General features: G+C 34.8%; 17 protein-coding genes. 3 read left to right on the plus strand and 14 right to left on the minus strand.

The window, feature by feature from the left end:
* The first annotated feature begins 109 nt into the window (after positions 1-109).
* The 3 genes from ACQKMI_RS14855 to ACQKMI_RS14865 all read left to right on the plus strand — a co-directional run bounded on the left by ACQKMI_RS14855 (position 110) and on the right by ACQKMI_RS14865 (position 2,192).
* Entirely contained in the window at positions 110-967 is an 858-nt protein-coding gene (locus ACQKMI_RS14855; protein ID WP_427490167.1) for an NAD-dependent epimerase/dehydratase family protein, read from the plus strand.
* 36 nt (positions 968-1,003) lie between these two features.
* On the plus strand, positions 1,004-1,237 hold the full coding sequence (locus ACQKMI_RS14860) for a DUF2798 domain-containing protein (RefSeq protein WP_427490169.1): 234 nt from the start codon (positions 1,004-1,006) through the stop codon (positions 1,235-1,237).
* 82 nt (positions 1,238-1,319) lie between these two features.
* Positions 1,320-2,192, plus strand: coding sequence for a sigma-70 family RNA polymerase sigma factor (locus ACQKMI_RS14865; RefSeq protein WP_427490171.1), 873 nt, complete (start codon positions 1,320-1,322; stop codon positions 2,190-2,192).
* 147 nt (positions 2,193-2,339) lie between these two features.
* Here the strand turns inward: ACQKMI_RS14865 and glpK are convergent, their stop codons facing one another.
* The 14 genes from glpK to ACQKMI_RS14935 all read right to left on the minus strand — a co-directional run bounded on the left by glpK (position 2,340) and on the right by ACQKMI_RS14935 (position 19,591).
* Positions 2,340-3,836, minus strand: coding sequence for a glycerol kinase GlpK (gene glpK / locus ACQKMI_RS14870; protein ID WP_427490173.1), 1,497 nt, complete (start codon positions 3,834-3,836; stop codon positions 2,340-2,342).
* 145 nt (positions 3,837-3,981) lie between these two features.
* Positions 3,982-4,785, minus strand: a complete 804-nt coding sequence (locus ACQKMI_RS14875) for an MIP/aquaporin family protein (RefSeq protein ID WP_427490174.1) — start codon at positions 4,783-4,785, stop codon at positions 3,982-3,984.
* A gap of 156 nt (positions 4,786-4,941) precedes the next feature.
* Entirely contained in the window at positions 4,942-5,505 is a 564-nt protein-coding gene (locus ACQKMI_RS14880) for a glycerol-3-phosphate responsive antiterminator (RefSeq protein ID WP_427490176.1), read from the minus strand.
* A gap of 57 nt (positions 5,506-5,562) precedes the next feature.
* Positions 5,563-7,206, minus strand: a complete 1,644-nt coding sequence (locus tag ACQKMI_RS14885) for a glycerol-3-phosphate dehydrogenase/oxidase (protein ID WP_427490178.1) — start codon at positions 7,204-7,206, stop codon at positions 5,563-5,565.
* A 413-nt stretch (positions 7,207-7,619) separates the two neighbouring features.
* Entirely contained in the window at positions 7,620-8,195 is a 576-nt protein-coding gene (locus tag ACQKMI_RS14890) for an RloB family protein (RefSeq protein WP_323645444.1), read from the minus strand.
* Positions 8,192-9,469 (minus strand): AAA family ATPase, encoded by a 1,278-nt coding sequence (locus tag ACQKMI_RS14895; RefSeq protein WP_427490180.1) that lies wholly within the window; start codon positions 9,467-9,469, stop codon positions 8,192-8,194. The genes ACQKMI_RS14890 and ACQKMI_RS14895 overlap by 4 nt, the downstream gene beginning before the upstream one ends.
* A 385-nt stretch (positions 9,470-9,854) precedes the next feature.
* Positions 9,855-11,027 (minus strand): MFS transporter, encoded by a 1,173-nt coding sequence (locus tag ACQKMI_RS14900; RefSeq protein WP_427490182.1) that lies wholly within the window; start codon positions 11,025-11,027, stop codon positions 9,855-9,857.
* A 342-nt stretch (positions 11,028-11,369) separates the two neighbouring features.
* Positions 11,370-11,681: an ArsR/SmtB family transcription factor gene (locus tag ACQKMI_RS14905; RefSeq protein WP_387079579.1), complete on the minus strand. Its 312-nt coding sequence runs from the start codon at positions 11,679-11,681 to the stop codon at positions 11,370-11,372.
* A gap of 259 nt (positions 11,682-11,940) precedes the next feature.
* A complete protein-coding gene (locus tag ACQKMI_RS14910; protein ID WP_427490184.1) occupies positions 11,941-12,867 on the minus strand; it encodes an NAD-dependent epimerase/dehydratase family protein in 927 nt (308 codons plus the stop codon).
* A gap of 441 nt (positions 12,868-13,308) precedes the next feature.
* A complete protein-coding gene (locus ACQKMI_RS14915) occupies positions 13,309-13,836 on the minus strand; it encodes a YceI family protein (protein WP_427490186.1) in 528 nt (175 codons plus the stop codon).
* A 294-nt stretch (positions 13,837-14,130) separates the two neighbouring features.
* Positions 14,131-14,700: a manganese efflux pump gene (locus ACQKMI_RS14920; protein WP_427413619.1), complete on the minus strand. Its 570-nt coding sequence runs from the start codon at positions 14,698-14,700 to the stop codon at positions 14,131-14,133.
* Positions 14,701-14,871: 171 nt separating this feature from the next.
* Positions 14,872-16,590, minus strand: coding sequence for a methyl-accepting chemotaxis protein (locus ACQKMI_RS14925; RefSeq protein WP_427490188.1), 1,719 nt, complete (start codon positions 16,588-16,590; stop codon positions 14,872-14,874).
* 340 nt (positions 16,591-16,930) lie between these two features.
* Positions 16,931-17,929 (minus strand): HD domain-containing phosphohydrolase, encoded by a 999-nt coding sequence (locus ACQKMI_RS14930; RefSeq protein WP_427490190.1) that lies wholly within the window; start codon positions 17,927-17,929, stop codon positions 16,931-16,933.
* Positions 17,930-18,097: 168 nt separating this feature from the next.
* Positions 18,098-19,591 (minus strand): helix-turn-helix domain-containing protein, encoded by a 1,494-nt coding sequence (locus ACQKMI_RS14935; protein WP_427490192.1) that lies wholly within the window; start codon positions 19,589-19,591, stop codon positions 18,098-18,100.
* Positions 19,592-19,930 lie beyond the last annotated feature (339 nt).

A 19,930-nucleotide genomic window follows, 5' to 3' on the forward strand; every position in this document is an offset into this window, starting at 1 on the left:
TACATAACTATTTTATAATTTCTTTTAAAGTGTCACACTTTCTAATCCCTAATTGTCTTAGTTTTTAGAGATATTAATCTCGTATTTATGATCATTAGGAGGTTTATTTATGAAGATAATACTTGCTGGTGCTACCGGTGTAATTGGAAAAATGGTGATTCCGATGTTACTAGAAGAGGCGCATGAAGTAATCGGGATGATTCGATCAGAAAAACATGTTAAAACATTGCAAGAGATGGGAGTAAAACCAGTCATTGCAGATGCGCTTGATCGAGATAGTGTTTTTGCAGCCTTAATTGAAACTCAGCCTGATGTTGTCATGCATCAACTTACCGCACTAAGTAGTGGCGATATTAATGATAATTCGAAAATAAGAATAGAAGGAACAAGAAACCTTGTTGATGCAGCTAATCACGTTGGAGTAAAAAAGATAATTGCACAAAGTATTTCATGGGCTTATGAGCCTGGGGATACGCTAGCTACAGAAGAAACACCTTTAGATACTAAAGCCTCATTACCTCGCAAAAAAACAATTGATGGTGTTATTCCATTAGAGGAAAAGGTAAAAGAAATGCCTGACTTCGTTATCCTTCGCTATGGTATGTTATATGGTCCTGGAACTTGGCTTTCGGGTAACGGTTTAATTGCTAAACAATTACAGAGTCAGGAACTACACGCAACAAATGGGGTGACATCCTTTATCCACGTAAAAGACGCAGCAAAAGCAGCTGTATTAGCTTTAAATTGGCAGTCAGGTTCTGTAAACATTGTAGATGATGAACCTGCAAAAAGTTCTATTTGGCTTCCCTATTTTGCTGAAGTTATTGGGGCCCCCCTCCCTCCGATAAATGATATATATAATTCTTGGGAACGAGGAGCATCAAATGAAAAAGCAAAGAAACAATATGGCTGGGAACCTATTTACCCTTCTTGGACAAAAGGATTTAAATTATTGCATCCTTATTAATAATAAAATGAACTTCAATATAAGAAGGTTAAATTTATGAAAATAAATAAAATTTATCAGTCTTTTATTTACACTGTTCTAATTGGACTTTTTAATTCTTGTTTCATATCGTTTATCCTTGTTTCTATAAACTTAGGATATAGCCATACATTTTTAATTCATTGGCTACCAATGTGGGGAGAAGCATTTTTGTGTGCTATAGTTTGTGCATACATTTTTCCACGGATTATAAATAAACTTATGACATTCATTACTTTTGTAGAGAAATGATAGATAAAAAATAAAATGTATGTAGATTATTCCACGGATTATGATATGCATAATATTAGAAATGGAAGGGTTGATCAATGATTTGAATATAGAAGACTTATATAAAGAATATAAGAATTATTGTTTATCCATAGCATACTATTTACTTGGTTCAATGACAGATGCTGAAGATATTGTTCAAGATACTTTTTTGAAATTAAAAGAACATGAAAAGATTGAGAATGAAATTACTAATTTAAAAGCTTATATAAATAAAATGATCGTTAACCGCTGTATGAATGAGCTAAAATCAAGTAGAAAAAAGAAAGAAACTTATATAGGTACATGGTTACCCGAACCTATACTACAGGCATACAATAGTGAGCCTCTTGAGAATCTAATCCAGTCAGATCAATTAAGCTATTCATATATGGTTCTTATGGAAAACCTTTTACCTAAAGAGAGGATAGCATACGTATTAAGAAATGCTCTAGGGCTAAAGCATAGTGAGATTGCCGATGTTCTTAATACAACGACTGTTAATAGCCGTAAGATATTAAGTAGAGCACAAATTAAAATGGGAAGAAAAAGCGAAAAAGATTTGACTGTTAATCTTCAGAAAACGTATATAGAACAATTTATATGGGCATTATCCAACGGGGATATTCAAGGAATAACCCATTTGTTATCTAATGATATTCTCTTTACAGCTGATGGAGGAAGTAAAGTAAGAACGGCAATAAACATCATTGAAGGTAAAGAGCGAGTATTAGCACTTATTTCAGGAATAGCAAAAAAGTTTTTCTTTGGAAAAAGTGCTACTGCAGCTATAATAAATAATCAATATGGAATAGTAGTTACTGAAAATGAAAAAATAACAGGCGTTTTTTGTTTTGACTGGAATTCTTCATCCGAAACAATTAACAATATTTTCTATGTAGTAGATCCAAATAAGTTAAAATATAATCCTATTTAGGGATGCTTTTGTATACGGTAATTTTTTTACCTATAACAAAACCTTGATTGGCCAATGAAGTGGCCCACAGTTAGATTTTGTCTAACAACTTGGATCCGCTTCAAATCAGCCTATCAAGGTTTTTTTATCACTATTCAGCTATCTTTATTATTTAAACGCTTGAGCAGCTGCCACAGCTTTTTTCCACCCTGCATAGATTTCTTCACGATGAGAGTCATCCATATTAGGTGTGAATTGACGATCTAAATTCCAATACTTACTAATTTCATCTGTTGAGTTCCAGAAGCCAACTGCTAAACCTGCTAAATACGCAGCACCTAAAGCTGTTGTTTCGTTAATGACCGGACGATCAACAGGAACATTTAATAAATCTGATTGGAACTGCATTAAGAAGTTGTTGGCAACAGCACCACCATCTACACGTAATTTCGTTAGTGGAATATTGGCATCCACTTCCATTGCGCCGAGCACGTCTTTTGTTTGATAAGCTAATGATTCTAGTGTTGCACGTACGAAATGTTCTTTAGAAGTACCGCGCGTTAAACCGAAGACTGCGCCTCGTACATCAGAATCCCAATAAGGTGTCCCTAGACCAACGAATGCAGGAACTACGTAAACACCCTCACTCGACTCCACACGTGCAGCATATTGCTCAGATTCTGAAGCAGAGCGGAACATTCGTAAGCCATCACGTAACCACTGAATCGCAGAACCAGCTACGAAAATGCTTCCTTCTAAAGCGTAAGTTACTTTGCCATCTAAGCCCCATGCAAGCGTAGTTAATAAGCCATTCTCTGATTTCACTGCCTTTTCACCAGTATTCATCAACATGAAGCAGCCCGTACCGTAAGTGTTTTTAACCATACCTTCTTCGAAACAAGCCTGACCGAATAGTGCAGCTTGTTGATCACCTGCAGCCCCTGCAATTGGAACAGCAGAGCCGAAGAACAGAGCTTCCTCCGTATAGCCATACACTTCTGAAGAAGGACGAACCTCAGGAAGCATAGAAGCAGGAACGCCTAAAATGTCTAAAATTTCTTCATCCCATTTTAAATCATAAATGTTGTACATTAATGTACGAGAGGCATTTGAATAATCTGTAACATGGACTTTACCACCTGTTAATTTCCAAATTAACCAAGTATCAATTGTACCGAATAATAAATCTCCTGCTTCAGCTTTTTCACGAGCACCTTCAACATTGTCTAAAATCCATTTTACTTTTGTACCTGAGAAGTAGGCATCGATTAATAAACCTGTTTTATCACGGAATAAGTCATTGTAACCGTTTTCTTTCAGTTCCTCACAAATAGCGTTCGTTTGGCGTGATTGCCAGACAATCGCATTATAAATTGGTTTCCCTGAATGTTTATCCCAAACAACAGTTGTTTCGCGTTGGTTTGTAATACCGATCCCAGCAATTTGGTTTGATTCAATATTTTTTGCAGAAAGCACTGTGGCGATACAAGAAAGAATAGATGACCAAATTTCTTCTGCATGATGTTCAACCCATCCGGATTGTGGGAAATATTGCGGAAATTCTTGTTGTGCAACGTGGAGAATGCTCCCTTTTTCATCAAACAAAATAGCGCGTGAGCTTGTTGTACCTTGGTCTAAAGCTAAAATATATTTTTTTTCTGACATCGGACATACCTCCAAATATTCTTTTAATTTCTTTCAGCCGAAGTCTCCCACCTCAGGTAGGTAGTGAGATGAATGCGGCTTTTCAACGGTGTCCAAACAGGCACAATGCCGATTCCGGACTTAATTATGCCGAGGCATAATTGATTTACTCTTCACTTTTAATATTTTTCACTGTCATTTGAGCACTGATAAAAATAATTACTACGATAATAGCTAATACCCAAAAGGCGATGCTATTTTCTCCCTCAAAAACTTGTTGGAAAAATAGAGCACCAAATGTACCACCGATAATTGGACCTACAACTGGAATCCATGCATATGACCACCCTGAGTCACGTTTACCTGGGATTGGTAAGAAAAAGTGCGCAATACGTGGACCTAAGTCACGCGCAGGGTTAATTGCATAACCAGTAGGACCTCCTAATGCCATCCCGATGACTACAATTAACATACCAACTAGAAATGGATTTAAGCCATCCGTAATTGTATTTGTTCCTAATGCTAGAATACCTAAAACAAGTATAAATGTACCAATCATTTCTGAAATTAAATTTGATAATGGATGTTTAATAGCAGGCATTGTAGAAAATACAGCCAGTTTCGCTTCCGGATCTTTCGTACCCTTCCAATGTGGTAAATACATAAAATAAACGAGTACCCCACCTAAAAATGCACCAATCAATTGTGCAGCAATGTAAGTAGGTACGTCTTCCCACGGGAAATTACCGATTGTAGCAAGTGCGATTGTTAAAGCAGGATTTAAATGAGCCCCACTAATACCACCAACAGCATATGCAGCCATAGCCACACCTAGACCCCAAGCGAATGTAATCACTACCCATCCACCGCCAAAACCTTTCGATTTGTGCAGTGATACACCTGCAACAACGCCACCACCGAATAAAATAAGAATCATCGTGCCGACAAGTTCAGCTGTAAATGTTGACATACAAAAAGCCCCCCTTTGTAATAGTACACCTAGCAAAAAAATAAACCCACACTTAAACAAACTGCACGTTTCAATGCAGATGAATAAATGTGGGTTCCTTTTCCTAACCACGCGCTTTTTAACTTATGTACATTGTAGAGAAAATAATATACATAGTCAACAAGATTTTCGGAAATTTTCCCACAAGTTCTTATTGGATGTCGTAATCGCTACTGCTCCAGCTGATAACGCTTCCTCTATACTTTCAGCAGTGCGGACTAGCCCACCTGTAATAACAGGGATTTTCGTACGCTGATGCACTTCTGAAATCATAGAAGGAATAATACCTGGTAATAATTCAATATAATCTGGCTTCGCTGATTCAATCAATGAAAAGCTTTTTTCAAGCGCGATCGTATCAATTAAAAAGACACGCTGAATAGCAATAATCCCACGAGCTTTTGCTTTTATTAACATATTAGAACGCGTGGAAATTATTCCTGCCGGACGGATATCATTGCTTAAAAAATCAGCTGCAAAGTTATCCGTTTTTAAGCCATGAATTAAATCTGCATGAATAATTAATTTTTTACCGTTCCGATCCGCCTCTCGTTTTATTGACATGAGCAAACTAATATGCACTTCTAATAGAACAATGTATTCGAATCGACTATTTAATATTTCATCAAATTGCTTTACTGTTCGTGCAGCGGGAATAATTTGTTGATTATTGAAATTCATTTGATTTCCCCTTTTTTTAAAAAAGTCAGGTCGCCTTTAAGACGACCTTCGTTTTTATTATAATGCAGTTGTAGCTCTTGTTATTTCTAAATTTAAATCTTTTTCATATTGTGTACGTTGTTCAGGAGACCACTGTAATTGTTTTGCCATTTCATCTAATATCGCATCTTTATACTGTATGACAAGGGCGATGTTAAAGAACATATATGCTGTACGACGAATCATAAAATCATTTGGATGAACAGCCATTTCATGATGAATACCATACAGTAGCTGAGCATATAGCCCTTGCGGTAAAACAGGATGCTTTTCTTTAGCATATTCAAAAACAGTGTCCACATTAGAACCGTAATGATGTGCTAAATGTTTTGCTTCCTCTTCCGATAATCCGATATCGACACCCATTTTTGTTCGTTTTGACACGAAGGCATCTAAGTTTTGGGAGCCCCCAACATCTCCACCAGATATTTGAATATTCTTTGTATGACATGGTTTTGATGTAATACCAAAGCGTTGCTCTAAATCTTGTGCAATCTTATTTAAAACTGTTTCAGCCATTTTACGATACCCTGTTAATTTACCACCAGCGATTGTCACAAGACCTGAAGGAGATTCCCATACTTCATCCTTACGAGATATTTCAGATGGATTTTTACCTTCCTCATGAATTAATGGACGAACACCTGCCCAGCTTGATTCGATATCTGCATCAGTGACTTTAACTTTTGGGAACATGTAATGAATAGCCTTCATAATATAATCACGATCTTCTTGATGGATATTCATTTCACGCGCATCGCCTTCGTAAAATGTATCTGTCGTTCCAACATACGTTTTCCCATTTCGAGGAATCGCAAACACCATACGACCATCAGGTGTATCAAAATAGACAGCTTGACGTAGTGGGAATTTAGATTCATCAAAAACGATATGCACACCTTTTGATAAAATTAAGTGCTTACCATTTTGTTTTCCTTCGATAGTACGAACTTCATCTACCCATGGACCTGCAGCATTTACTACTTTTTTGGCACGAATATTAAATGCGTTATGGGCAATTAAATCTTGTGCTACGATGCCATTAATTTTCTTTTGGTCATTGTATAAAAAGTTTTCTGCCTTTGTATAGTTAATGAGTGTAGCGCCTTTGTCGATGGCAGCTTTGGCAACTTCGACTGTCAGACGTGCATCATCTGTACGATATTCTACATATACACCACCGCCACGTAATTCCTCAGCTTTGACCAAAGGTTCTTTTTCCATTGTTTTTGCAGGATTTAACATATATCGACGCTCAGAACGTTTAACCCCTGCTAAAAAATCATAGACACGTAAGCCAACATTCGTTGAGAATTTACCGAATGTGCCTCCTTTATGGAATGGAAGTAACATCCAAACCGGCGTTGTTACATGTGGTCCATTTTCATAAACGATCGCACGCTCTTTCCCTAATTCTGCAACCTCTTTTATTTCAAATTGTTTTAAATAACGAAGTCCACCGTGCACTAATTTTGTCGAACGACTAGAAGTCCCAGCGGCGAAGTCTTGCATTTCAACTAACGCTACAGATAGTCCACGAGCAATTGCATCAAGTGCGATACCACAACCTGTAATACCGCCACCGATCACCAATAAATCGTATTCTTTACTTTGTAATTCTTCAATCGTTTGTTGACGTTGTATTGCTGAAGCCGTACTCATAATAAAATTCCTCCTTAATTTAAGAACGAAAAAAAAGAGACCATTAAAAGCACATGTACGCAATGTACATATGTTTTTAATGGTCTCTCAATCGCTCAAACCTTATATTAACTTAATTTCATTGTAATGTGTTTAGAAAGAAAAGGCAAGTTGTTTATAGGTTTAGGACGTTCATATGTACTGTTCAATTGTCATGGCTTCTGGTGTTATTTATTCCCCAATACAAAAAATTTATTTATCTACATTTTTGAATGGTGGATAAATAAATCATAGTTGTCATCGTCGCATTGAAAGGAGTCGCCCAGTCGTAACGAAGATCAACTTAATATATGTCATACTTTTAATAATTGTTATTCCCCCCTTTTGTGATGAGATGTAAAAACAGCGGGTTTATGGACACCCGCTGAAAGAAGTTAAAATATGTATTGTATCATTTCATGTATGTTGCAATAAGGATTGTCACGACTTTCCGTCTTGCGAAGGGCCATCATATCTGTGCAATTTTTAATAGCAACCTCATGTCGAAGTGCGATAGGTGCAATGACTGACTCATCCGCTTTATGACGAAAATAACGTGTTATTCCAAGATGCTGCTCCATCTTGTCATTTAATACTGCACGAGGATACTTTTCAGACATATCGACCTCTTCAAAATGCAACAGTAGCCATAATTCGAACGCTTCATTTGAATAGGCAATATGAATATTATGCTCCTCACAAAAGGCATTTACTTCATCTAATTGCTTTTCAGTTAAATCATCCTTATCAAAAACAATCCAAACCTCATCAAAATATTGGTAGCTTGAATCTCGATAGGCATGCTGGGCAAGCTTAATAGCCGAACGCTTAACGTTTTTTATTTTGACGCTTACCATTTTGGAGCGCTTTAAAATACGCAGTTGCTCAAAATAAATGCGTTCGGTTTCACCTTCACAATAAATTAAAATAGTTTTACGCAGTGTTCGATTCCCTTGTTGACGTACTCTCACTGCTCGAATACCTCCACTTCTTTTAAATATTGGTTGGATAAATATTCATTAATAACCGGTGTAGCTCCAAATTCTCCTTTTAAGTAACGCTTGGCATAGGAAATATCTCCACGTTTCTTCTGCAAATCTGCAAAATCAAATAAGGAGTATAACTCGGATTCATTTTTAAAGCTTTTATTCACAAACCATATTTGATCGGAACGTAGTGGCTGATCTAATAAATCTATTTCATGACTTGTGACAACAAATTGATTCGTAACGTTACGCTTGCTGTTCATAATGGCCATTAAAAATTCGCAGATGGACACATGAAATGCGGTATCAAATTCATCTATAAAAATAGTCTTCCCCTTATTGTATGCATCTACAATGACACATGCTAAATGCAGCATACGGACTGTACCCTTTGAATCCATCGTCCAATTAATTGTCTTTGTCCCAATCGGCGCACCTGCTTCATCGAACGATAAATAGTGCAAATCGATATCCACTTCTTGAATAACCTCTGGCGTGTCAAAATCATAGCCAATCGTATTTTTCTCTCTACGCTCAACGCGTCTTGCCGTCACATCTTGAATAGAAAAATCTGCAATCTTTAGTAACTTCATCACTTCTTTTTTAAAGGACTCCTCTTCAAGTTTACGAATAAGTGGATGACTTGATAACCGATTTGCTTCATCTAAAAACAGTATTTTATGTAAAAACCAATCAAATATTTTCGTAGCATCTGGGTCATTAAAGACATTTAATACTGATAAGAACGCTGTATTATTACGCGTATATTTTGTCAGTTCTAACGCTGTGCTTTCAGCAGATTCATACAAATATTCTGTTCCATCCCATTGTCTATTAAAGAGCTGCTCTTTCAAGGATTTTGTCGTTTTAGTTAGGCCTTCATAAAGTACCTGTGAGGCATTATATTGTACCTCATAATCGTACAGTACCCCATCTAGGAATAATGAAATCATAAATTCTGTCGGTTTCTCTTGCTGACCTCCTAGCTTAAACGGCTGGTAGGGCAAGCGTAGTTGTTTAACATTATTAAGATTTTCAAAGTTAAACAATAAAGAACGTAAAATTTTAATAGCCGTGAATAAGTTCGATTTTCCACTGCCATTTGGTCCGAAAATAAAGGCACTTTTCACAAGGCGAAACGAATCAAATTTCATCGTATGTGTGTCCTTTAATTTACGAATACGGCTTCCCGCTACCATTGAAAATAGTGTTTCATCTTTATAACTCAGGCAATTTTTCACTCTAAAATCTACTAGCATATTTGTAAGCCCCCGTTCAATTCCGCAACATTCCTTTAAACAATTATTATACTATAGTCGCGATAAAAGACATATTACTCAGAATAATACTAATTAAATGCAGCATCCATTTCGCCTTGGCGTAATCGTCCGGAGGCTTTAGGCCAACAAATGTTTTTTGCGCGAAAGCGTAGTGAAACGTAGTAGCAAACGGTTTTGTCTGTGCGAAAGCGAAGCGTCAGCAACACGGTTTTAACTGTGCGAAAGCGAAGCGTCAGCAACACGGTTTTAACTGTGCGAAAGCGAAGCGTCAGCAACAACAACAGCACGATGTTGATCACTTAGGCGTTTATGTGAAGTTCTTAGCAGTCCCTCTATTCGCTCCGTAATGGGTCTCACAGTTATTTTAATTTGATGGCGATGGAATACTAGAGTTGAAGAGTTTTATTTTTATTAATATCAACAAAAAAGAAAGTAATGAAAAAATAATGCCGCTCCAAATAAGTTGATGAATTCCTAATTGAGAAATAAACCAACCGCCAAAAGATGTTCCAAAAGTAATTCCAAGATTTGAAAATGAAACAAATAGACTATTACCAAATTCAGGGGCTTCTTTAGCTTCACTTATTAACCATGCCTGACTAACAATTAAACCGCCAGAATGTACCATTCCCCAAATGAATACTATAAAAATCATTGGAACGAAATAAGAACCTAAATAATAAACGAATAAGTAAACAAATATATATAGTACCGGAAATGATATTACAGTTTTCAACATATTTCTTTGTAAAAGAACTCCAAATAAAGAATTACCTAAAATCATAATTACACCAAATATTAGCAACATAATACTAATCAAGGATCCATTCATGTGAGTGACTTTTGAAAGGTATTCAGCAAAATAACTGTATACCGAAAACATGGCTGCAAAAATAAACACAACAGTCCCCATATTTAACCATAATTCTATTTTTCGTAATATACCGACTTGCTTGCCAAAAGACATTTTTTCTTTAACTGGCATAGAAGGTAGCAAAATTAAAATTCCTATAAATGCTACAGCATTTACGATCGCTCCAAACAAGAAAGCTATTTCTAATGAAAACTGTTCTGCCAGATAAGAAGTTAATGGTACACCTAAAGCAAAGCCGACCGTAATTCCCATGAAAACTTTGGTAACTGCTTGACTACTTTTTTCTGGAGGAACAAGATTAGCTGCAGTTACAAGAGCTATTGAAAAGAATAGAGGGTGAAGTGCCGCTGGTATGATACGAAAAATAAGCATAACTTCAAAATGTGTCGTATAAGCATAAAAAACATTAGAAATAGCAAATATTAATATTGTTGTTAATAAAAGTAGCTTACGATTAATCCCAGACACAAGTAATATTAAAAATGGTCCAGAGATGGCAACAACTAGAGCAAATATACTCACTAACAAACCTGCTTGTGCGGTTGAAACCTCAAATTTTTGAGCTATTTGTGGTAATACTCCGACAATACTCATTTCAGTTGTAATAATTCCAAATACACCTATTGCTAGTATAAAAATAAATAAAGGGTTTACTTTTCGCATTAATAAAAATCTCCAATCTTAAATAGATTTAATAAAAAATAGTTGAGCATTGTTACAAAAATTGATAGGTGAGAAATCACATTTCCTCAAATATATAATTCTATATATATGTATAATTAGATATGTTGAACCAAAAAAATAGATCCTCCTTTCTATTTATCCCGCATTAACTGGCAGAATTCATCTGTAACGAAAGCGAAGCGTCAGGTACAATACCCGACCTCAAAATTCAGCGTATGCAAAGGAAGTTAGGTCGAAGATTAACTACCCGTAAGAGCCCAATTGATGAAGACTAATAATCAGTGAGGATAAAGAAAACCCCCAACTGATTAAAGCTTCACTTTATAATTCTTTTTGAACGTACTCTCGAAATTCTTGTATAGTTTTCTCATTCCTACGATAATAAGTCCACTTTCCAATACGTTCGGATTGTAATAATCCAGCTTGTTGCATAGTTAATAAATAATTAGAAATAACCGATTGAGCCAGTCCTGCTTTTAATTGAATATCTCTTACACATACTCCAACTTGAAAACTAATCCCTTGTTGTAAATAAAGTTTTTCATCAAAAAATTCCTCTGGATTCTTTAACCATAATAATATTTGACGTCTTGTATCGTTTGATAATGCTTTATAGATTTGTGAAGGTTCCATAAAATTCATTATATCTATTTTTATAGATTTGTAAACGAGCTTAATGTTATTCGTTTATTCAGAAAATTAACAGTCCTAACCTTTGAATTATTACTGTGTGTTAGTATTACTTAGCGCGCTCTATCCTGTAACTATTAGTCTAACAGGTAAAACAAGCGCTTCAAGAAATTTTAAATACAGTTTCCGTTATGTAAATAAAAACTCAACGCCAAGGTTCCTAGCTTCCTTGGCGTTGAATGAATAAAAATGACTCTTCTAATTAAATTTCTACTATCTTTTCATCTTGTAACGCTTGCAATGTACGCTCTATACCTTCCGCAAAAGAAATTTTTGGCCTCCATCCAATTGCCTTCGCTAACTTTTCATTATTTAAAAACGAATGCTCAATATCTCCCTCTCTCGCAGGAGCATATTGAATTTCTAAAGGATGATTTAAATGCTGCAATAATAAAATGACTTGATGAATCGACCATGCCTCATTCGTTGATACATTATAAGTGCCTTGTAGTCTAGCCTGTACACCGGCATAAATAGCATCCGCAATGTCCTCTACAAATATGAAATCTCGTGTTTGCTCTCCCTCTCCATAAATTGTAAAGGGCTTTCCTTCTATACTGCTTCTTAGCATGCATGGAATAACTGCCGCTTCGCCCTGCATTCGTTGTCCTGGACCGAATACATTAGCAAATCTATAAATTAATGTTGGTAAACGGTAATCTTTTTGCCATTTCTCGCAATATGTCTCACCAATACTTTTGTTTAATCCATACATCGAAATCGGTTCACTAACATCTGTTTCTTCTATTGGAGGATAGTGACTATCTCCATAAACAGCTGCCGACGAGGCAAAAACGAAATGCTTTACCTTATATTTTGACGATAAGAAGAGCATCTGACTAAGCCCTACAATATTCGATAAAACATCCTTCACTGGCTCTTGGATCGATTTTTGAACACTCGTTTGCGCTGCACAATGGATGACCACATCAAATGATGTTTCTTTAAAGAGATGCTCACAAACTTCATCTTCCACATTCAAAAGATAAGATTTATGCTCAAAGTCGACATTACGTAAATGGCCTGTACTTAAATTATCAATAATATAAACATTTGCACCTTCTTTAAAAAAACGCCTTGCCACTGCACTACCAATAAAACCATATCCACCTGTCACTAATACATTCATCCCATCGCCCCCAAAAACAATATGATGTTTTATATGCAGTAATTACTAAAATTATGCAAGTAACATATTCATTGTGTTGTTTTTTGGAAACATTTATCATGCAAAAAATGGATCATCACCAAAACGTGTGGTTGATTTCCGTTCCAGCTGGGCGCTTTGCCGCTGACGCTTCGCTTTCGCGCAGAGCAGAGCTTCCTGGGGGCGTCCGATGAGCCGCTTCGCTGCAGGGTCTCGGGCCAACACGATGTTGGTCACGAAGGCGTTATCACAGGATGTGATGCTTTTAGCCTTCGTTCCTCTATTGCTAATCCCCAAGGAGTCGCCTAGCCGTAACGAAGATCAACTTATTTACATAGTAGACGTTTTAACAAAAGTCATCCACAACTTTTGGTGATGAACCAAAAAAATGTGCCCGATATGTATCGAGCACATTTTACAAAATCAAGCTGGGTTTACTTCCAGTTCAACTGTAATTTTGATGTCTTTACCAACTAGAACACCGCCAGTTTCTAATGCCGCATTCCAAGTTAAGCCAAATTCTTCACGATTGATTGTTGTTGCAGATTCAAAGCCATAAACTTCTTGGCCCCATGGATTTGTACCTTTCCCATTAAATTCAGTATCAAATGTTACTGATTTCGTTACGTCTTTAATTGTTAAATCACCTGTAATCGCATATTCATCATCCGATTTTTTTGTAATGTTTGTTGATTTGAATGTGATTGTTGGATATTTTTCAGCATCGAAGAAATCTTCTGCTTTTAAGTGATTATCACGATCTTCACTACGTGTGTTAATGCTAGCTGCATCAATTGTAAAGCTAATGTTTGCTGTTGTTAAATCTGCAAGATCTGCCGCTTCAATATTTGCTGAATAAGTATCGAATACACCTTTTACTTTTGATACCATCATATGCTTTACTTGAAAGTTAATTGCTGAGTGTCCTAAATCAATATTCCATTTTGCCATTTTAAATTCCTCCAATAAAATTATTTTTATCTCGATTTCGAGATATATGTTAAAATATGAAGTAACTACATTAAATATGTTCCCCAAAAATTTAAGGGATAAACATTTGTAGTTACTTCTTTCGTACTTCTAGTTAAAAATAGTTACGAAAAGTAATTGATTACTTTATGTAACCTACTATATATTAATAATTTACTTACGTCAAGTTATTTTAAAACTTTTTAAATCGATGATGCCATACGAAGATTGTGTACGATAGATGCAGGACTCCCACGCTCTGAAATTCCGTAATGTTTAAGAAATTATTTCAATGATCCCTATAAGAATAAGTAACCATCCTGAAATAGCGGTTGAGTATTTTCCTATGAAAGTCTTTGTCAGCAAAGCGCCAAAGTGAACACCAGCACCTACTGTTATGAACGAAAAGACACCGATAGAAATAACTGTCCATATTGCAGAAATACCATTGGCTCCAAGTGCTATTCCGCCTGCCAAACAGTTTGCTGATAAGACAAAGCCGAGTGTCATTGCTTCGCGAAATGAAATGATATAGTTTTTATCCTCATCAAATACTTCAGGGTTTTCTAATATTCCTTGTTTAGAAAAGCGACTAGACAATAAAGTCCATATCCCAATAACACAAAGCAAAAGACTTCCTATTAAATTCGCAAAATCTGGAGAGACAAATTTAATAACTACGCTCCCAGCTGTAACTGCAACGTACGTGACGATCATTGAAATAAGGGCAATAACCGCATTGGATAATATGGGTATTTTTACTCGCTTAATACCATAAGCGAGACCAATTCCTAAATTATCTAAGTTGGCAGCTATCCCAATAAGAATGATGGCTATCCAATGCATTCCTTTCCTCCTCAATAACGTAAAATCCATTCTCACATATGATATGAAGGGAAAAAATTTTTGTTCATTCATACTTTGAATGGAATTGCTTACGGAGGAAATGGGATTACCTGCGGGAGACTTAAGATTAACCGTATTCAACGTCTTTCCAAGCAGGTACTATTTCCTATTCTAAAGCTTAAAATTATTTAATTGTTGAGAAATTTCTTCGGCAATATTTGCAGTTTGAACGGATGACTCTGCTACTTGCTGAATTGCTTGTAATGTTTCTGAAATACTATTTGCTATCCCATTTGACTGATCAGATGATTCTATCGCGACAGTAGATACATTTTCAATTGCTTTTTGTATTTCTAGCATAGAATACTTCATCGTGCCAACAAATGTTGTCACTTCAGTTATTAATGTATTAAAGTACATAGCATCTTCTTCATATTGAATTCCACTGTTTTGGAAAAGCTCATAATCAGGTGTTACTTTATCGTCTATAAAGTGTAATAGCTCCTGAGCATTAGTAGACACATTTTTAAATGCTTTTTCTACGTCACTTGTAACAATTTGTATTTTTTGAACGGTTTCAGATGATTGTTCGGCTAATTTTCGGACTTCGTCAGCAACAACTGCAAAACCTTTACCTTGCTCTCCTGCTCTGGCAGCCTCGATAGCTGCATTTAATGCTAACAAATTCGTTTGATCTGCAATATCTGCAATTGTGTCAGACATTACTTTTACTTCAGATACGATTTTTCCGGCTTCAATCGCTTCTAAAACTAACTTTTGTTTGTCATCATATAGATTACGAGCTGTACTAAATGCTTGAACAGCTGTTTCTTTAATATCAATGGCTCTCTCTTTTACTTCTTGTGAGAAATTAAGACTATATTTAGTTTTCTCATTTAATTTTTCCGTACTATCAAGCACTTCAATTGCAGTCGCGTTTAATTGCTCAGTTGTTGCACTTAGTGTAGTACTTCCCATAGCAACATCCTTTGAAGTTGTATCAATTTCATTCATTGAAGCTGTGATTTCCTCAATAGTTGCACTTAAATCTTCACTTAAACTTCCCATTTGTGTTGAGGTACTATTAACATTAGAAACAAGTTCCTGAATATGTGTAACAGAATTGTTCAAACCTTGCGTAATTCTCCCAAGATCATCTGGATATATTACCTCAGCATGTCGTGTTAAATCACCATCTTCAACCCCAGATACAACATCCTGAATATTGGAGATTGCTTTTTTGACGTACCTACTTAAGTAGATCAGTATACTTATACTAAACATAAGAGCAATAACCATAATAATACCGTTTTGATACAACGTTCTCTTATATGTTGCATTATTTTTTTCATTGCTCAATTCGGCACTTTTGATATTTGTTGTTTCTAATTGCTCCATCAGATCATCTCTTTGCTTTTCTTTTTCAAATAGAGGTTCTAGTAGTACATTGGCATCCACTTCTGTCGTATCAGAGGTAACTTGTTGAAAACTAGATTCTAATATATCTTCATAACTTTGATTTACTTCTTCCAAATACTTAAGTAATTTTCTTTCTTCACTATCCATGTTTACTTTCTTTAGATCTTTAAAGGCATGACTAATTTCTTCTTCAATAGCTGCTATCTCTTCATAATATTGAATTTTTTCATCTATATCTTGTGAATGAAAGAAGATTTTGAACTTTAGATTCGTTATTTTTTGCTGATTAGTTGAAATATTACTTAATAAATAGACCGAAGTTAAACTTTCATCATATAAAGATGTCGCATTATCATTCATTTTTTTAACACCCATTATCCCAGTAAACCCTATAATGACAAGTGCAATCAACATAATGAAATTGAATATTCCGAACTTCCCGACTAAAGATGTGTTTTTATAAAACTTCATTTATCTCTCCACCTTAATTACTTTAATATATATTGATAATAAAATTGGCTCATCACTATAACGTAAGGTTGATTTCCGTTCCGACTGTGCGAAGGCGAAGCGTCAGCAACAACAACATGATTGATCACGAGGGCGTTATCACAAGTCTTGATGCTTTAGCCATCGTTCCCCTGCTCGCCCCGCTGCAGGGTCTTATTTATGACCCAAGGAGTCGCCTAGTTGTAACGAAGATCAACATATATAAACGGCATATACAATCGTTGTTACACTAATTACATTTGACAAAAATGATTAATTATGGAAATAGAATGTTGTAATACTCCTATAACCAAGAGTTGGATTATAGAAAAATACTATCTTTCTGAATAACTTTTTCGATAAATACTTCTACTAAATTAGGGTCAAACTTAATACCCTTCTGTTCTTTTAAATAAGAAAGAGCTTCTTCCTTTGTCCAAGCTTTTTTATAAGCTCTATCACTAACCAAAGCGTCGTAAACATCTACTATAGATATTACTCTCGCCTCAAAAGGAATTTCTTCTCCTTTTAACCCCATTGGATATCCAGTTCCATCCCAATTCTCATGATGATATTTAATAATATTTTCAGCTATTTTTTTGTCATCGAAAACTTTATTGTTCATTTCATTAGATAGTTTATTCAATACATCTACACCCATAAGAGGATGCATCTTCACAATTTTTTTCTCATAGACTGTTAGTGGCCCAGTTTTATACAGGATTGATTCTGGTATTCCCGATTTTCCAATGTCATGTAAAACACTGTATTCTATAATTTTACTAACATACTCTAACGATAAATTATAAGTTCTATCTTCAAAGAGGCTTAACAACAATTCCTCTGCTAAATTTTGCACATTCAAAAGATGTTCTGCTATATTTACATCGCGCATTTCACTTGATAGAGCTAACAACTGAAATAGCTCCTTTTGCTCTACTTTCTTCTGATTCACTTCATCTATCAATAGTTGTTCTGCTAAGCGCATGACTCCTATATAATAGATATTTCCTTTTATTTCAATTGGCGTAATCGTTATAAATGAGTATCTTAACTCTAATATTTTGTTGACATGAACCATTGTCCCAGACCACGACTGTCCTTTTTTTAATGTACTTTTTACCGATTTATACATAACAAACGGCGTTACACTTGATTTTAAATTCTCTACTGGTAATCCAATAAGAAATTCTCTTTTATAGCCGGTAATCGTTTCATATTGTTGATTCACATCGATAATTAATTGATTTTCATCAACGATTACAACAGCATCACCTAATTTTAAATAATATGTTAATTCCTTCGGTATTTTTTTACACATTTAGAAGACCCCTTATCCATTGTTTAAATTCTTTATCAACTAGCAAGTCGGTTAGCCGACAATGCAACTTCTTCAAATGCTTTACCTCATTTATTTACAACGTTACTCGTTTTTATATGAATCTCTTTCTTTCTTTTCTAAAACATGAATCAACCTCCATTAACTTCTTTACACTTCACTTAGTAAAGTTTTCAATAATAACTTATTTTGCTGTTTATACTTAGTAAAATAGATTTCGTGTAGTCTTTTGGATAACCTTTCATAATCGCTTCTAGAAGGAACTGAATTCCATACAAATATATCTTTGACGTCTTTTTTAATAGTTAAGTATAAGCGATCCGTTATAATTAACTCCGCCTCTTCATCTTTAGAACATAACTCAACATGGATAAAAACACGTTGTATTTGATTGAATAAATAAGGAACATCATTTATCATTGAAAATATTTTTATTTTAATAGTATCTCTATGGGCAAAATCAATTGTTTGTTTTAGTAATTTATGATATCTGCCAATTAATATTTCTCTGCGTTCAAATACGATAGCGAAGGCCTGATTTTCCATTAGACGATCATAAAACTGATTCATGACTTCTATTTGAGCCGTTTCATGCATTTCTAATCTCTTTTGATAAAGATCTTCTTTAAATAAAGTAGCTGGACCAGAAAAGCTTAAAGTAAAATAATGAAGGTGCAGTAAATTTATAAAGAGTGCCCCATATTCTTCGACATCTAAAGTAACTGAAAAATGCTCGATGAACACTTCTATCCAATATAGAGTTGCTTGTACAAATAATTCCTGATTATGGTGCTGTGCAAAGTTCATCAATAAACTTACCGCATTATCCGTTTTATGATAACGACGCATACAGCTAATGATAGAAAATAAAAACATTGTTTCTAATTCAATTTCTTCATCTGATAAGTCAGTAAATTTTCTAAATATATGCTTTAATTTTCCTGATAATCGCTTATAGTTATGATGATGTTTCGTAAAACTCGCATACATTGGATGATATTCGATTAAGCACCCTAATTTTGCACGTGATAGGCAGATGGCCAGCCAATATAAAACTTGTTCGGAATATGCTATGTCTACTTCCTTCATTAAATCTAGTATTTCTTCTCTTGAAACTAGAGTAAATGGCCACTCTTCTCCCCAATATGAATTCCAGTAGAACAAAAAGTAAAAATAACGAAATTGCTTTTCTGTCCCTTCAAGACTGACTTTTTCATAAGATGTATACTTCAATTGAAACTGATCTAACAAAGGCTTAACTTTTTTTATTCTACGATACATGGATGCAACACTTGTAAAATTTTCCAAGATAAACATATTAACATCATAGAATTTATTGTAAAAAATCTCATCAAATGCTTTATAGGTTAATGATTTTTTTAAATAATATCTTTCAACAGTCTTCATAGAAAAATTATCTTTATAATTTAATTGAAAATACTTATTCTCTTCTTTTTGGATAACAGCAGATTTAGTAACAAACTCTAAATCAATTGCTATCTCATCTATTGTTTTCAAAATTGTTCTTTCAGACAAATCAGTCATTTGAGATAACTCTAAACTTGAAAATAGCCTCTGTTCATTGTAAATATGATGTAGAATATTCAACTTTTGCAAAGATGAACGATCCAAAAAATTATACATAAAAACACCTCAATGTCTTCCACCAGTAAACCCTAGCTGCGTCATATCAATTAAGCATTTATTCGAATCTAGATAAGCTTATTTAACTCTTACCAATACATTCTATTCCCGCTTTTTATGACACTAAACATTATTCAATACTTTATAACTACTCAAGATAATAAAAACTGCCAATAAAACAGTTGTTATTGAATATTCATCTTCCATTAAATACTCTTTAAAACAATAAATGTAGCTTATTTTCACAAAATTCACTCATTTCGAGAAACCATGAATAAAGCCTCTTGTTTTTAAGGATACTTACACTATAACAAGCATTTCAAAACAAACAAAATCACT

The sequence above is a fragment of the Lysinibacillus sp. NPDC097214 genome (assembly GCF_050277945.1).
Lineage (GTDB): Bacteria > Bacillota > Bacilli > Bacillales_A > Planococcaceae > Lysinibacillus > Lysinibacillus xylanilyticus_B.

Coding starts and splice junctions, on each gene's coding strand:
- ACQKMI_RS14855 (WP_427490167.1), top strand. CDS start 110: ATGAAGATAATACTTGCTGGTGCTACCGGTGTAATTGGAAAAATGGTG.
- ACQKMI_RS14860 (WP_427490169.1), top strand. CDS start 1,004: ATGAAAATAAATAAAATTTATCAGTCTTTTATTTACACTGTTCTAATT.
- glpK (WP_427490173.1), bottom strand. CDS start 3,836: ATGTCAGAAAAAAAATATATTTTAGCTTTAGACCAAGGTACAACAAGC.
- ACQKMI_RS14875 (WP_427490174.1), bottom strand. CDS start 4,785: ATGTCAACATTTACAGCTGAACTTGTCGGCACGATGATTCTTATTTTA.
- ACQKMI_RS14880 (WP_427490176.1), bottom strand. CDS start 5,505: ATGAATTTCAATAATCAACAAATTATTCCCGCTGCACGAACAGTAAAG.
- ACQKMI_RS14885 (WP_427490178.1), bottom strand. CDS start 7,206: ATGAGTACGGCTTCAGCAATACAACGTCAACAAACGATTGAAGAATTA.
- ACQKMI_RS14895 (WP_427490180.1), bottom strand. CDS start 9,469: ATGCTAGTAGATTTTAGAGTGAAAAATTGCCTGAGTTATAAAGATGAA.
- ACQKMI_RS14900 (WP_427490182.1), bottom strand. CDS start 11,027: ATGCGAAAAGTAAACCCTTTATTTATTTTTATACTAGCAATAGGTGTA.
- ACQKMI_RS14905 (WP_387079579.1), bottom strand. CDS start 11,681: ATGGAACCTTCACAAATCTATAAAGCATTATCAAACGATACAAGACGT.
- ACQKMI_RS14910 (WP_427490184.1), bottom strand. CDS start 12,867: ATGAATGTATTAGTGACAGGTGGATATGGTTTTATTGGTAGTGCAGTG.
- ACQKMI_RS14915 (WP_427490186.1), bottom strand. CDS start 13,836: ATGGCAAAATGGAATATTGATTTAGGACACTCAGCAATTAACTTTCAA.
- ACQKMI_RS14920 (WP_427413619.1), bottom strand. CDS start 14,700: ATGCATTGGATAGCCATCATTCTTATTGGGATAGCTGCCAACTTAGAT.
- ACQKMI_RS14925 (WP_427490188.1), bottom strand. CDS start 16,590: ATGAAGTTTTATAAAAACACATCTTTAGTCGGGAAGTTCGGAATATTC.
- ACQKMI_RS14930 (WP_427490190.1), bottom strand. CDS start 17,929: ATGTGTAAAAAAATACCGAAGGAATTAACATATTATTTAAAATTAGGT.
- ACQKMI_RS14935 (WP_427490192.1), bottom strand. CDS start 19,591: ATGTATAATTTTTTGGATCGTTCATCTTTGCAAAAGTTGAATATTCTA.